This window comes from Haloarcula rubra, from assembly GCF_019599465.1.
Classification (GTDB): domain Archaea; phylum Halobacteriota; class Halobacteria; order Halobacteriales; family Haloarculaceae; genus Haloarcula; species Haloarcula rubra.
The window spans coordinates 552101-565637 of sequence record NZ_RKLR01000001.1; the positions used below are offsets into that span (position 1 = coordinate 552101).

General features: G+C 69.6%; 13 protein-coding genes and 1 tRNA gene. 5 read left to right on the forward strand and 9 right to left on the reverse strand.

Features of this window, described 5'->3' with window-relative positions:
* The first annotated feature begins 9 nt into the window (after positions 1 to 9).
* Positions 10 to 300, forward strand: a complete 291-nt coding sequence (locus EGH21_RS02995) for a HalOD1 output domain-containing protein (protein ID WP_220616981.1) — start codon at positions 10 to 12, stop codon at positions 298 to 300.
* A gap of 49 nt (positions 301 to 349) precedes the next feature.
* Here the strand turns inward: EGH21_RS02995 and EGH21_RS03000 are convergent, their stop codons facing one another.
* Together EGH21_RS03000 and EGH21_RS03005 are read right to left on the reverse strand one after the other, a co-directional pair.
* Positions 350 to 1894 (reverse strand): (R)-citramalate synthase, encoded by a 1545-nt coding sequence (locus EGH21_RS03000; RefSeq protein ID WP_328765164.1) that lies wholly within the window; start codon positions 1892 to 1894, stop codon positions 350 to 352.
* Positions 1895 to 2055: 161 nt separating this feature from the next.
* Complete coding sequence (locus tag EGH21_RS03005; protein WP_220616982.1) at positions 2056 to 2403, reverse strand: DUF192 domain-containing protein; 348 nt, start codon at positions 2401 to 2403, stop codon at positions 2056 to 2058.
* Positions 2404 to 2490: 87 nt separating this feature from the next.
* On the opposite strand from EGH21_RS03005, the gene EGH21_RS03010 reads away from it, so the two are divergent.
* The 3 genes from EGH21_RS03010 (at position 2491) to EGH21_RS03020 (ending at position 5659) form a co-directional block, all read left to right on the forward strand.
* Positions 2491 to 3048 (forward strand): DUF7097 family protein, encoded by a 558-nt coding sequence (locus EGH21_RS03010; protein ID WP_220616983.1) that lies wholly within the window; start codon positions 2491 to 2493, stop codon positions 3046 to 3048.
* Between the two features lie 129 nt (positions 3049 to 3177).
* Complete coding sequence (locus tag EGH21_RS03015) at positions 3178 to 3747, forward strand: GMP synthase subunit A (protein ID WP_220616984.1); 570 nt, start codon at positions 3178 to 3180, stop codon at positions 3745 to 3747.
* Between the two features lie 49 nt (positions 3748 to 3796).
* A complete protein-coding gene (locus tag EGH21_RS03020; RefSeq protein ID WP_220616985.1) occupies positions 3797 to 5659 on the forward strand; it encodes a DUF2070 family protein in 1863 nt (620 codons plus the stop codon).
* 66 nt (positions 5660 to 5725) lie between these two features.
* Here EGH21_RS03020 and EGH21_RS03025 read toward each other — a convergent pair.
* Positions 5726 to 5810, reverse strand: a tRNA-Ser gene (locus EGH21_RS03025).
* A gap of 96 nt (positions 5811 to 5906) precedes the next feature.
* Here EGH21_RS03025 and EGH21_RS03030 point away from each other — a divergent pair.
* Positions 5907 to 6854: an AAA family ATPase gene (locus EGH21_RS03030; protein WP_220616986.1), complete on the forward strand. Its 948-nt coding sequence runs from the start codon at positions 5907 to 5909 to the stop codon at positions 6852 to 6854.
* A gap of 41 nt (positions 6855 to 6895) precedes the next feature.
* On the opposite strand, the gene EGH21_RS03035 is transcribed toward EGH21_RS03030, so the two are convergent.
* From EGH21_RS03035 to EGH21_RS03060, 6 genes are all read right to left on the reverse strand, one after another.
* A complete protein-coding gene (locus EGH21_RS03035; protein ID WP_220616987.1) occupies positions 6896 to 7630 on the reverse strand; it encodes a hypothetical protein in 735 nt (244 codons plus the stop codon).
* A 118-nt stretch (positions 7631 to 7748) separates the two neighbouring features.
* Positions 7749 to 9287 (reverse strand): hydantoinase B/oxoprolinase family protein, encoded by a 1539-nt coding sequence (locus EGH21_RS03040; RefSeq protein WP_220616988.1) that lies wholly within the window; start codon positions 9285 to 9287, stop codon positions 7749 to 7751.
* Entirely contained in the window at positions 9284 to 9460 is a 177-nt protein-coding gene (locus EGH21_RS03045; protein ID WP_220616989.1) for a hypothetical protein, read from the reverse strand. The genes EGH21_RS03040 and EGH21_RS03045 overlap by 4 nt, the downstream gene beginning before the upstream one ends.
* Complete coding sequence (locus EGH21_RS03050) at positions 9457 to 11445, reverse strand: hydantoinase/oxoprolinase family protein (protein ID WP_220616990.1); 1989 nt, start codon at positions 11443 to 11445, stop codon at positions 9457 to 9459. The genes EGH21_RS03045 and EGH21_RS03050 overlap by 4 nt, the downstream gene beginning before the upstream one ends.
* Positions 11446 to 11481: 36 nt before the next feature.
* Complete coding sequence (locus tag EGH21_RS03055) at positions 11482 to 11892, reverse strand: GtrA family protein (protein WP_220616991.1); 411 nt, start codon at positions 11890 to 11892, stop codon at positions 11482 to 11484.
* A 6-nt stretch (positions 11893 to 11898) separates the two neighbouring features.
* Positions 11899 to 13323, reverse strand: a complete 1425-nt coding sequence (locus EGH21_RS03060) for a sulfatase (protein ID WP_220616992.1) — start codon at positions 13321 to 13323, stop codon at positions 11899 to 11901.
* Between the last annotated feature and the right edge of the window lie 214 nt (positions 13324 to 13537).

The window sequence follows — 13537 nt, forward strand, 5'->3', positions numbered from 1 at the left end:
GTGCAACCGATGACAGGAACCCAACACGTGTACACTACCTCACCGTCCGAACCACTGAGTCAGACAATCGTCTTCGGTATCGCCGACGCGAAGGGTATCGACCCGATGGACCTAGACGAGTGTCTCTACGACTGTATCGACCCCGAAGCGCTCGACGAGCTGTTCGACTCCTCGGACGGGAGCCTCGTCGCCACCTTCTCTTTCTCGATGTCCGGCTGCCGCGTCGAAGTCGAACGCGGACAGAAAGTCGTCGTGACCGAACAGCGAGACGAACAGGCCCGAGCAGAGATTACCGCGTAGCCCGCCAGTCCCCGCTTTTCCGTATCCACTGCGTCGAGTGACGGTCCGCTCAGTCGTCGGCGACCAGCGTCTCGTCTTCGTCGGCCACCAGCCGGTCCATCGCGTCGACCATCGCCCGCACGGAGGCCCGCGTGATGTCCGAGTCGCTGGCCGACACCACCACCGTGTCGTCCCCGCGAGACATCTCTATCTCGACGGTGACCATCGCGTCGGTACCGCCGGTGATAGCGTCGACGTGGTAGTCTTCGAGCGTCGCGTCGGCGGTGTGGGACAGCGCCGCCTCGGCGGCGTTCATCGCGGCGTCGACGGGTCCGGACCCGACGGCGGCCTCCTTGCGTTCCTCGCCGTCGACGGAGAGCCGCACGCTCGCCGTCGGCGTGTCCGACCCGGAGACGGCGGTCAGACCGAGCAGTTCGACGCGGCGGTCCTGCGACTGGCCGGTCACCTCGTCGGCGATGGTCAGCAGATCGGCGTCGGTGACGCGCTTGCCCCGGTCGCCGATCTCCTTGACGCGGGCGACGATGTCGGAGAGTTGGTCGTCGGTGACGTCCACGTCGTGTTCCTCAAGGGCGGCCTGCACACCGGCGCGGCCGGCGTGTTTGCCGAGTGCGAGACGACGCTCGCGGCCCACCTTCTCCGGTGGGTAGGGCTCGTACATCGCGTCGTCTTTCAGCGTGCCGTCGGTGTGGATGCCCGACTCGTGGGTGAAGGCGTTCTGCCCGACGACGGCCTTGTTCGGGGCCAGCGGGATGCCGGTCCGGTTTGCGATGAGGTCGGCGAGGTCGTACACCTTCGTCAGGTCCATCGTCTCGACGCCGTACCCGTGGTCGAGCGCGATAGCCACCTCCTCGAGGGCGACGTTACCGGCCCGTTCGCCGATGCCGTTGATGGTGCCGTGGACGAGGTCCGCGCCGGCGGCGACGGAGACGAGCGCGTTCGTCACGGCGAGGCCGAGGTCGTCGTGGGTGTGCGTGCTGACCGGCCCCAGTTCCGAGAGGCGGGAGACACACTCGAGCGCGCGGTCGGGCGTCGCGTGGCCGACGGTGTCGGCCCAGCAGATGCGGTCGGCCCCGGCCTCGACGGCCGCGCCGAGCAGTTCTTCGAGGTAGTCGAGGTCCGCGCGGGAACCGTCCTCGCCGATGACCTCGACCCACAGGCCGTGGTCTTTCGCGTACTCGACGAGTTCGACGGTCGAGTCGACGTTGTCTGCCTTCGAGGTGCCGACCTTGTCCTCGACGTGGCGGTCGCTGGCCGGGACGACGAGGTTGACGCCGTCGACCCCGCACTCTACCGCGAGGTCGATGTCGTTCCGGATGCCGCGACAGAAACTCGTCACCGTCGCGTCGAGGTCCAGTTCGGCGACCCGCGAGATGGTCTCGCGCTCGCCCGGCCCGGTGCAGGCGCTCCCGGCCTCGATGACGTCGATACGCGCGGCGTCGAGTTTGCGTGCGATGTCGGCCTTGTCGTCCGGCGTCAGCGAGACACCGGGGGCCTGTTCGCCGTCGCGCAGCGTGGTATCGAGAAACTGTACCTCACCGACCTCGTCGAGGGGACGCGTCGCTGGATGGTCCCCGAACAATGTGTGCTGACTCACAGAAGATTCACTTCCGTCACTCTTGGGGGCGAATTTCACACCCAGCCGCCTCGCGGCGACTTCCTCTATCCTCCGTCGGGTGTTCCGACATGGTGTTAGCTACTCACACGTTCATCCTTTAAAATCTGCCGGAAGGACGGCGTGGGCCGACGACACGTCCGTCACCCCTCCACGACGACCGTATCGCCCTCGCTGACGCCGTCGGCGGCCCCGGCGGGCAGTTCGAGAACGGTGTCGGCTCTGGCCCACCCGACGCCGTACCACGGCGAGACCGTCTCGACTGCCTGCACCTCGTCGTCGGCCAGCCACAGCACGTCCAGCGGGAACGGGACGAACAGCATGTGGATAGAGCGGGTGCCCACGTCGTCGAACGGAAAGACGAGCGCGTAGTCGTCGGGAATCGACCGCCGGAACATCAGCCCCCGGGCCTGTTCGAGCAGGGACTCGGCCCGGTCGACCTCGTGAGCGAGTGTCTGGGGGTGTCCGTCCGGGTCGTGGACGATGCGCATACGCCGGCCGAGACGGCCACCGGGCAAAAGCGTTCCGTCGGTCGGCGGGGAGTCAGATTCAGGTGTCTCCGGGCCCCACCAGCGGGCATGGAGAAGGCACCGGGCGGCACCAGCGTCGGCGTCGACGACCCCTACGACCACGTCGACCGGTGTGACTTCGTCACCGACGAGGGGAAGTGCCGCTGGGCGCGCGAACACGGCCACCACGACCCGGCGTTCGCCGACGCCCGGAGCGCCGAGGCGTTCCGGTGTCCGGCGGCAGTGGGACCGGACGACGACCCGGCAGGTGCCGAGTGGGACTGGAGCGACTGCCCGCACTTCCGCTGTCGGAACCGGGACCGCGAGTGCATCCGCTGTGGCCTCGCAGAGCGCCGGATGGCCCACTCCGACGAACGGCCACTCCTCGAAGAGCACCACCTGTCGTACGACGAGACGCGAGACGGCGACGACGCCGACCTCGCCCACGAGATCACGGTGTACCTCTGCCGCTGGTGTCACTCGAAGGTCCACGGGTCGTGGGCGCGAATCGACGACGACGTGAACCCGGACCCGGAGGCCATCGCGGAGAAGGAGGGGCGCCGCTCGAAGGAGCAGTCCGAGATGGGGTTCCAGTCGGCGGCCGAGCGGTACGACGACGGCGAGTGACTGCGTGCCTGCCGGACAGCGGGGCGTTCAGCCGCCTGCCACGGTCCTGTGCTCGGACGTACCCCGTCCGAAGTTGCTGTGAGCCCCGTTTCAGGAGATATATACGCCCCGATGGCGTGACAGTATCCAATGACTCACATCGTCGTCATCGACAACCACGGTCAGTTCACCCATCTGGAGCAACGTGCGCTCCGGGACATGGGCGTCGACGTCGAACTGCTGGACAACGACACGCCGCCGGAGGACATCGAGGCGGACGGCGTCGTCCTCTCCGGTGGCCCGGACATGGACGACATCGGCAACTGCCCCGAGTACCTCGACCTCGACGTGCCGGTGCTGGGCATCTGTCTCGGCATGCAACTCATCGCGAAGGAACTCGGTGGCCGCGTCGGCAGTGGGGAGTACGGCGGCTACGCCGACGTCACCGTCGAGATTCTGGACGAGGAGGACCCCCTTATCGGCTCGCTGGCCCCGGAGACGCGCGTCTGGGCCAGTCACGCCGACGAAGTGAAGGCGGTCCCCGAGGGCTTCGAGTGCACCGCGACGTCGGACGTCTGTGGCGTCGAGGCGATGAGCGACACCGACCGCAACCTCTTCGGCGTCCAGTGGCACCCCGAAGTCGCCCACACCGAGGAAGGTGAAGCCGTCTTCGAGAACTTCCTCGCGGTCTGTGACCGGCAATCCGCGCCCACGCAGTAACCGACAGCAAGCGACTGTTTTATGTGCCGACGCGGGGAGTGAGTAATAAATGACTGCGACACAGGGGAACCTCGCCAGTCTCTCCCGGTTCATCTTCCGGGCGCCGAACTGGTACGCGAGCCTCACGTTCGCCCTGTTCATCGCCGCGCTGACCGGCGTGGCCGCGTTCGACTCGCGGTTCGTGCTGGACGACGCGTGGCAGGGAATCTTCTTCATCGGCTTTCCGACGGCCATCGCCGGCGCCGTCACGCCGTGGGTCGACCAGCGACTCGACGGCCAACTCACGCCCAACCGGGCCTCCCTGCTGGCGCTCATCTGCGAACTGATCACCATCGCGTTCCTGACGGCGGCGGGCGTCGTCGCCCTCGTCAGCCCACGGCTCGGCCAGAACTTCGTCTTCGACGTCCTGCTGGTCGCACTGGCCTCCATCTTCGCCTTCCGCCTGCTCATCCTGATGGCCGTCTCCCGCCACTCGCTGTTGAAGGCGGCCGTCCCCGCGAGCGTCCAGACCGTCGCCGCCGCCGGGTTGCTGGCCATCTACAGCGGCGCGACGGCGTTCATCCTCGACAACCCGACGCTCAGAGAGACGCTGGCCCGCGCCGAACAGGCCCCGCCGGAGATTCAGGGGTTCATCCCCGCCGACTTCGTCCTGCTGGGCGTCATCTGTGCCATCTACGCGCTGGCGGTGTGGCTCTTCCTCGTCGTCATCGACCAGCCGTGGCGCTCCTCGCTGGGCGTCTCGGCGCTGGACTTCCTCCGTGGGTTCATCGGCCACATCGCCGAGGGGTCGGACGAACTGGAGGCGTTCTTCGAGGACATCGGCGAGGAGGCCATCGTCCCCGTGACCGTCCTCTCGGTCCGGCGGCCCGACGGTGAGGAGAAGGCTCGGTTCGTCCTGCCGATGATACACCCCGGCCCGATGGGCGAGATAGGCGGCGGGAACCTCCCGAAACGGGTCGCCGAGTCCGCCGACGGCCTCGCCTTCCCGCCCCACGCCACCGCCGGCCACGACTTCAACCTCGTCACCGAGCGGGAAGTCGACACGATTCTGGAGACCGCGGACCGGGCCTACGACGACATCGAGTACAGCACCGAGGCGACGGCCGGCCACCGCATCACCGAGGGCGAGGCGACGCTGACCGGACAGGCGTTCGGCGGCGACGCCTTCGTCGTCGCGACGTACGCGCCCGGATGTGCCGACGACGTCGACTACTCCGTCGGCCTCTCGGCCATGTCCGAGGCCCGGTCGGGCGACATCGAGGACGTCCTGCTGGTCGACGCACACAACTCCAACGACGGACTGGAGGGCGACGACCTCGGCCACGTCGTCCCCGGGAGCCAGCGCTCCTTCGACATGATTCACGGGACCGGGAAACTCGCCCGCCTCCTCACCGAGGCCGAGACGGGCGAGTTGCGCTGTGGCGTCGCGTGGGACGAGACGCCGTGGGAACCGGCGGATGGGATCGGTCCGCTGGGCATCCGCGTCTGTGTCTTCGAGGTGGACGGGCAGAAGACCGCCTACGCACTCGTCGACGGCAACAACATGGAACCCGGCCTCCGTGACCGCATCCTCGACGCCGTGGACGGGGTCGACACGCTGGAGGTGATGACCAGCGACACGCACATCGTCAACACCGTCGAGGCCGAGAATCAGGTCGGACAGGCCATCCCGGAGGCGGAGGTCGTCGCACTGGTCGCCGACCTCGTCGACCGCGCCGTCGCCGACCTCGAACCCGTCGAGGCCGGGATGGCCAGCGACACCGCCGAGGTGACGGTGTTCGGCAACGACCGCACCGAGACGCTGGCCTCGACGGCCAACGCGATGGTGTCGCTCGGCGGGGCGCTGGCGGCGGCGTTCATCCTCGTCGTGATGGCCATCAGCGTCCTCATCTTCCTCGTCGCCGGCGTGTGAAGCGGGGGTCCGCCGCCGAGCGGGGACCGCCGACTCGCGGTGCTCGTCGAGTAGCGTCGACAGAAACGCCGAGGAGGAGATTTGAACTCCTGAGTCCGTGAGGACAGTTGCTCTCGAAGCAACCGCCTTGGCCAGGCTAGGCTACCTCGGCTCATGCTGTTGTACCGTGGTTTGCTCTTTAGGCGTTTCGATTCGCCGGGAGGTGTGTTCTCGACACGCATATGCCGGACGCGTGACACGCACGGGTATGGACGTCACTGAAGCGCGCGACGTGACGAGTCAGGTCCTCGACGAAGTCGGCCGTGCAGTCGTCGCCGAACGGGAGTTCTTCGAGACGGTCCTCCTCGGCGTCGTCGGCAAGGGCCACGTCCTGCTGGAGGACGTGCCCGGCACCGGCAAGACGCTCACCGCCCGGAGCGTCGCGACGGCCCTCGGCCTCTCGTTCTCCCGGGTACAGTTCACGCCCGACCTCCTCCCGGCGGACATCACCGGGACACACGTGTTCGACGAACAGACCCGCGAGTTCGAGTTCAACCGCGGACCCATCTTCGCGAACGTGGTGCTCGCCGACGAGATAAACCGCGCCCCGCCGAAGACCCAGTCGGCACTCTTAGAGGCGATGGAGGAGGGACAGGTCACCGTCGACGGCGACACGTACGCCCTCCCGGACCCGTTCTTCGTCATCGCCACGCAGAACCCCGTCGACATGGAGGGGACCTTCGAACTGCCCGAAGCGCAGGTCGACCGGTTCCTCGCGAAGAGTTCCATCGGCTACCCGGACGACCGGGGCGAAGTCGAACTCCTCCGTCGGCGGGCCGGCCGGACCGAGCAGAGCCCCAGCGTCGAGGCGGTGCTGGACAGCGACCGGGTGGAAGCACTCCGAGCCGTCCCCGAGACGGTCACCGTCGACGACGACCTGCTGGCGTACATGGCCGGCATCGCTCGCTCGACCCGAGAGGACTACCGCGTCGAGGTGGGCGTCTCACCGCGCGGGACCCAGCGCCTCTTCGAGGCCGCTCGCGCGATGGCGACCATCGAGGGCCGCGAGTTCGTCGCCCCGGACGACGTCAAGCGGGTCGCCCAGCCGGTGCTGGCCCACCGACTCGTCCTCACGCCGGACGCCCGCGTCGAGCAAGTCGAGAAACGCGACGTGCTGGCGGACGTACTCGACGACGTCCCCGTCCCGACGGCCTGAGCGCGGGCCCGGGCGACGAGTTGTGTTCCGTCCGTCGGCGCTCACTCGAGGGGCCGACACTCCAGAAGCGTCCCGTTCCGCGGGGCGGTCTCCTCGTCGGCCGCTCGCCGCACGACCCGCTCGTCGACGTAGTACCGGACGCTCCACCAGTAGTCCCCGTGGAAGTTCGTCGCCTTCACCGAGAGTTCGACCGTGGTGCCATCGACGTCGACGTACAGCGTGTCGGTGTCGCCGCGGCCCGCCGGCCCGTCGAAGTGGTCGGCGGTGGCGTCCAGCATGTCGAGATACTGCTCGTCCGGCGATTCGACGTGTAGCTGCGCCGAACCGGTCTCGGCCGCCTCGCGGAGCGTCTCGGTCAGCGGCGCGTTGTCGATGCTGGCCACCGGGACGGGAGTTATGCCCTCGGGCGCCTCGCCGGTCTCTGCCTCCAGTAGCAGCGTCGGCCTGTACACCCCACCGCTGCCCGAGTAGGAGACGACCCAGCCGTCACCGCGTCGCGTCGGCGGGTCGGTCACGCTCCCGTGCAGGGCGTAGGCGTCCAGCCGCGTCTCGGGCTCGTAGTCGACGACGACCTCCCGGTAGTAGGTCCCCTCGTAGCGCTCGACGAACGACTCGACCGTGCTCGCGTCCAACTGCTCGGGCCACTCGACACCGAGGTTCTGGGAGGTCGGGCAGTCTTCGGGCAGGTCGGCGCCGGCGCTCGGGGCCGATGACAGGCACCCGGCCACGGCGAGCGGGGCGGCACCGAGCGCGGTGAGGAGGCGTCGGCGTCGCATGGTCACCGATGGGTCCACGGCCTGTAAGTGCCTTCTGGACGTTCAAAACGCGGTTTGTGCGACAGTTGGTCGGTCACCCGGACCGCCCGACCCCGGCCGACGGGGGCTGGCGTCCCGCTCACTCCGGGTCGCCGTAGCCGCCACCGCCGGGCGTCTCGACCCGGACGGTCGTCCCGGCCTCTACCTCCCTCGTCACCTTCGCTGGCACTCGCTCCCCGTCGATTTCGTTGCGCCCCGGCGCGCCGTCGTCGCCACCGGCCAGCCCCCACGGCGCCGTCCGGCGTCGCTCGGTCAGCAGGGAGACGGTGGCCGCCTCCTCGACCGTGAGTTCGCGGACGAGGCCGTCGCCGCCGCGGTGTCGGCCCGCGCCGCCGCTCCCGTCGCGCAGGCCGTACGCCTCGACGCGGAGGGGGTAAGCAGCTTCCAGCGCCTCGACCGGCGTGTTCAGGGTGTTCGTCATCCCGACCTGCACGCCCGAGGGGCCGTCGGCGTCGACGCTCGCGCCCATGCCGCCGCCGACCGTCTCGTAGTAACTGAACCCCGGCCCGCCGACGACGACGTTGTTCATCGTCCCCTGTCCGGCCGCCGGCACGCGGTCGGGCACCGCCTCCGCCAGCGCCCGGAACACCACGTCGGTCACCCGCTGACTCGTCTCGACGTTGCCGCCGACCACCGCGGCCGGTGGCTCGGGGTTCAACAGCGACCCCGGCGGTGCGTGGACCCGAACGGGGTCGTAACACCCGCCGTTCGGCGGCACGTCGGGGTCGGTGACCGCCCGGACGACGAAGTAGACGGCGCTCTTCGCGACCGAGAGCGGCGCGTTCACGTTGCCGTCGACCTGCGGGGACGTGCCGGCGAAGTCCACGTCCAGCGTCGCGCCGTCGACGGTCACCGTCACCTCGATGGGGACGTCGGCGTCGGTGACGCCGTCACCCTCCAACACGTCGCTGGCGGTGTAGGTGCCGTCGGGGAACTCGCGGAGTTCCGCCTCGACGCGCTGTCGGGAGTAGTCGCGCACGGCGTCGAACGCCGTCAGCAGACGGTCGCCGTGGTCCTCGAGCAACTCCGCGACTCGCTCGGCCCCGCGCTCGTTGGCCCCGAGTTGCGCACGGAGGTCAGCCCGGCGTTCCGCCGGGTTGCGGACGTTCGCTTCGAGGAGGGTCCAGACGCTCTCGCGTCGCTCGCCGCCGGCGACGAGTCTCGTCGGCGGGATGCGCAGGCCCTCCTGCTGGATGTCACGGGCGCCCGCGGGCATACTCCCGGGCGCCATCCCGCCCACGTCGGCGTGGTGGGCGCGCGAGACGGCGTAGCCGAGTATCTCGCCCGCCGGACAGACCGGGGAGACGAGCGTCACGTCCGGCAGGTGGGTCCCGCCGGTGAACGGGTCGTTCAGGACGAACACGTCGCCCGGGTCGGGGTCCCGGTCGAGGACGGCGTCGACGGCTTCGGGCATCGCGCCCAGATGGACCGGGATGTGTTCGGCCTGTGCGACGAGGTGGCCGTCGGCGTCGAACAGCGCCGTCGAACAGTCCCGGCGCTCGGTGATGTTCGGGGAGAACGCGCCCCGAATCAGGACCTGTCCCATCTCCTCGGCGACGCTCTCTAGCTGGTTGCGCAGGATTTCGAGTTCCACCGCGTCGAGGTCGTGGGCCGTCATCGTGTCGCCTCCGCCGTACCGGCCGCGAGGCCGCTGCCGAGCGGCCGGCCGTTTTCACCCATGTTTTTCGAGGCGAGGTGCCGGAGCGTAGCGACGGCACCCAACGACGAAAAAGATGGTTCGACCGCGTCGAGGTCGTGGGCCGTCATCGTGTCTCCTCCGTCAGCAGTCATCGGTCACCCTCCAGTCGGAGCGTCCCGCGGTCGTCGGCAATCAGCGTCCAGTTCGGCGGGACGACGACAGTACTCTCGCCGCCCTCGACGATGGCGGGGCCGTCGCGTTCCGTTCCGGGACCGAGCGCCGCCCAGTCGAGGACCGGCGACTCGTGCCACCGGTCGCCGAACGAGACGTCGCGGGCGCCGGTCCGGGCGGGGCCGTCGCTCGCTGTGTGGGCGAGAGGCGGCATCTCGTGGCCGACGGTGGCTGTCGCCCGCAGGGTCACCAGTTCGACGGCGGCGTCGGGCAGGCGGTAGCCGTGGGCCCGTTCGTGGACCGCGTGGAACCGCGCGCGGAGGCTCGCTCGGTCGAAGTCCCCGATTTCGACGCCGAGTTCGTGACTCTGGCCGGCGTAGCGGCAGTCGGCCTCGACGGTGACCGTCGCCGCGTCGGGGTCGCTCGTCTCGGCCAGCACCTCGGCTTCGAGGTCCTCGACGACGGACTCGATGGCCGCGACGTCCACCTCGTCCAGCCGAGTGCGGTAGGTGCGGACGGCGTCGTGTTGCTCGTCGGCCGCCAGCAGGCCCAGCGCAGAGAGGACGCCGCTGGCCCGGGGGACGACCACCGTCGAGACGCCCAGTCTGTCGGCCAGCGCCGCCGCATGCATCGGGCCAGCGCCGCCGAACGCCGCCATCGCGAACTCGCGGGGGTCGTGGCCGCGTTCGGCCGTGACGCTCCGAATCGTTCTGGTCATCGTCGCGTTGGCGACGCGGTAGACGCCGCGAGCGGCCGCCAGCGGACCCTCCAGCCCCGCATCGGCCGCGAGGTCCGACAGGGCCGTTCGGGCGGCGTCGGCGTCGAGTTCGAGGTCCGACCCGAGGGTGGTGTCGGCGCCGAGATACCCCAACAGGAGCGCCGCGTCGGTCACCGTCGGGTCGGTCCCGCCCTGCCCGTAGCAGGCCGGGCCGGGGTCGGCCCCCGCCGAGCGAGGGCCCACGCGGAGCGCACCGCCGGCGTCGACCCACGCGATAGACCCGCCGCCGGCACCGACCGTCTCCACGTCGACCATCGGTACCCGGACCGGACGCCCGCCAACGTCTGCCTGCGTGGTCCGCTCTACCTCGCCCTCGCGAACGAGCGAGACGTCGCTGGAGGTCCCGCCCATGTCGAAGGTGACGAGGCCGGCGGCGTCGTCGGGTTCGAAGGCGCTCGTGCCGACGACGCCCGCGGCCGGGCCCGAGAGCGCCGTCGTCACCGCGTGTCCCCGGACGGTGTCGGCGTCGGCGATGCCGCCGTTCGACTGCATCACCCGCGGTTCGGGGAGGCCGCGGTCGGTCGCGCCGTCGACCAGTCGGCCGAGATAGGCGTCGATGACCGGCGTGACGTAGGCGTCGGCCACCGTGGTCGCGGTGCGTTCGTACTCCCGGAAGGCCGCCAACACCTCGTGGCTGGCCGACACCGACGCGTCGAGTTCCGCACGGAGTATCTCGGCGACGCGGCGCTCGTTCTCGGGGTGTGCGTACGCGTGGAGGAAGGACACCGCAACGGCGTCGGCCTCGATGGCGTCGGCGAGGTCCCGGACCTCGCGTTCGTCCACGGGCGTCTCGATGCCCTCGACGGTCGCCCGTTCGGCGAGTTCGTACCGACGGTCGGCGGGGACCAGCGGGTCCGGTCTGGCGACGGACTGGTCGTACAGGTCCGGGCGGTCCTGTCGCCCGATGGCCAGCACGTCGCCGAACCCCTCGGTGGTCACGAGCGCCGTCTCTGCGCCGTCGGCCTCCAGCAGGGCGTTCGTCGCCACGGTCATCGCGTGACGGAACCGGTCCACCTCGCCCGGGTCGACGCCGCCCGCCTCACAGGCGGCGGCGACGCCCGAGAGCACGCCCTCGTGTTGCGGTGTCGTCGAGGGTACCTTCGCCGTCGTCATCCCGTCGTCGGCGACGAGGACGACGTCGGTGAACGTCCCCCCGACGTCGACGCCCAACCGTACCGAATCGTCCATACGTCGTCTCGGAGTGCCCGGTGCAAAAACGGTTGCCTAGTTCCACGTCCAGTTCGAGTCCAGCACGTAGCGGTACAGCCCCGTCGCCGCGATGGCCACGGCGTTGGCGACGAGGTACTCCAGCCCGCCCCACCGCACCAGCGCGTACAGCGCGCCCAGTTGCAGCGGGATAGCCGTCCCGCGGACGAGGTTCGTCTTCCCCATCCCCACGAGGTACTCGCGCATCGACGTGTGGCGCGAGCGGTGGAACGTCCACGCGTTGTTGAGGACGTACTGGAACAGTATGGTCGCCTCGATGGCCACGAACGCGCTCACGAGGTAGTTGACGCGCCCGACGTCGACGAACGTCCAGAGCAGCGCCGTCTGGACGGCCGCCGCTGTCAGGCCGACGAGGAAGAACCGAACGAGTCGCTGTCGTCGCGGCGACGTGGCGACGGCGAACGACATGGTGCGCTACTTATAACCGAGAGCCTTTAAGCGTGCCGCTATCTCGTCAGACGTCTGTCCGCCATCGCCGCTCTCGTCGGCGTCTGCGGCGGATTCGAGGCGGTCGACGTGGTCGGCGACGGCCGCCGAGAGGCGGTCCAGCACCGGGGGTGGTGCGGTCCCCTCGGTGGCGTCCGCACAGAGGTCGACCTGTTCGTCCGGGTCCTCGCGCCGGTCGTACAGTTCCCGGTGGCCCGACTCGGTGTGTTCGACGTACGTCCAGCGGGCGTCGCGGGCGCTCACGAGCAACTCGCCGTCGTCCAGGCGGCGCGGAATCGGCTGGCTCGTCACGCTCTCGCCCCGCACGGCGACCGACACGACCGGGCTCCGGGACTCGATGGTCTCGCCGTCCAGCGCCGGGGCCACCGACTCGCCCTCCCACGCTGGCGCGGCGTCGACGCCGAGGAGGTCACACACCGTCGGTGCGACGGTGTCGAGGCCGACGGGTTCGTGGACCGTCCCGCCCTCGCCGTCGGGGTGGGTCACCACGTACGGCACCTCGACGAGTTCGCCGTACAGTTTCGGGTAGTGGGCGAGGTGGCCGTGGTCGAGGAACTCCTCGCCGTGGTCGCCGGCGACGACGACGGCGGTGTCGTCGGCCAATCCCTCGGCGTCCAGCGTATCGAGCAGACGGCCGACGCTCTCGTCGACCTGTCTGACCGTCCCGTCGTACAGCGTCCGGAGCGTCCCGAGCGTTCGCTCGTCGACGTCCCACCCGAGGCCGGTCCGGAGGTGGGCGCCGAGCATCCGGAACAGGCCGAAGTGGGTGTCCGAGACCTCCCGGAGGTGTCGGGGCGCCGGGACGTACGGCGTGTGGGTGTCCATGTAGTGGACCCAGAGGAAGAACCCGGTGTCCGTCCCCTCGAGGAACTCGGTCGCGCGCTGTTCGAGGTCACCCATCCGGGAGACGTCGGCGAAGGGGCGGGCGTCGGAGCCACCGCTGAGGACCGTCGCGGCCCTGCGGAACGGCGACGTGGCTAACTGGACCCACGCCTGCACCGTCGGGTGGGCCGCGAGGTACTTGCTGTAGCCGCCGCTCTCGACGAACGGTTCGAACTCGTCGAACCCGCGGTCGTACCCCCAGTGGTCCGTGAGGAACCCGTTGGCGGCGTTGAAGCCGGCCGTGTCGAGGCCCGCCTCGGAGAGCCGCTCGGCCAGCGTCGGCGTCGACGCCACGCCGATGTCGGCCCCCTCGTCGAAGACCGGCCGAGAGCCGTGGACGCTCGGGAACGAGAAGGGCGTCCAGTTGCCGTGTGCCATGGCGTTCTCGAAGACGACACCGTCCTCGGCGAGTCCGTCCAGTACCGGTGAGACGCTGTCGTCGCCGCCCAGCGCGTCGGCCCGGAGCGAGTCGACGGTGACGAGGACGACGTTGTCGACGGCGTCCGGCACCTACACCACCCCTGTGACTGTCCGTACCGCTTCCGTCGAGGTGGCCGCGTCAGGACCGCTGTCGCGACCGCATCGTCGCGAATCGTGCATACGTTCTCAACTCGGCACTCGGTACTGAAGGTTCTGGTTGCGGTTTCGCGCCGACGACGGAAAGAAACCCGTCGACCCGGCGAGACGGCCCGTGAAGCGACCTGCGCCGTCCTCGGTCACGGTT

Coding starts and splice junctions, on each gene's coding strand:
- EGH21_RS03015 (WP_220616984.1), top strand. CDS start 3,178: ATGACTCACATCGTCGTCATCGACAACCACGGTCAGTTCACCCATCTG.
- EGH21_RS03005 (WP_220616982.1), bottom strand. CDS start 2,403: ATGCGCATCGTCCACGACCCGGACGGACACCCCCAGACACTCGCTCAC.
- EGH21_RS03030 (WP_220616986.1), top strand. CDS start 5,907: ATGGACGTCACTGAAGCGCGCGACGTGACGAGTCAGGTCCTCGACGAA.
- EGH21_RS03040 (WP_220616988.1), bottom strand. CDS start 9,287: ATGACGGCCCACGACCTCGACGCGGTGGAACTCGAAATCCTGCGCAAC.
- EGH21_RS03050 (WP_220616990.1), bottom strand. CDS start 11,445: ATGGACGATTCGGTACGGTTGGGCGTCGACGTCGGGGGGACGTTCACC.
- EGH21_RS03020 (WP_220616985.1), top strand. CDS start 3,797: ATGACTGCGACACAGGGGAACCTCGCCAGTCTCTCCCGGTTCATCTTC.
- EGH21_RS02995 (WP_220616981.1), top strand. CDS start 10: ATGACAGGAACCCAACACGTGTACACTACCTCACCGTCCGAACCACTG.
- EGH21_RS03055 (WP_220616991.1), bottom strand. CDS start 11,892: ATGTCGTTCGCCGTCGCCACGTCGCCGCGACGACAGCGACTCGTTCGG.
- EGH21_RS03010 (WP_220616983.1), top strand. CDS start 2,491: ATGGAGAAGGCACCGGGCGGCACCAGCGTCGGCGTCGACGACCCCTAC.
- EGH21_RS03045 (WP_220616989.1), bottom strand. CDS start 9,460: ATGACTGCTGACGGAGGAGACACGATGACGGCCCACGACCTCGACGCG.
- EGH21_RS03035 (WP_220616987.1), bottom strand. CDS start 7,630: ATGCGACGCCGACGCCTCCTCACCGCGCTCGGTGCCGCCCCGCTCGCC.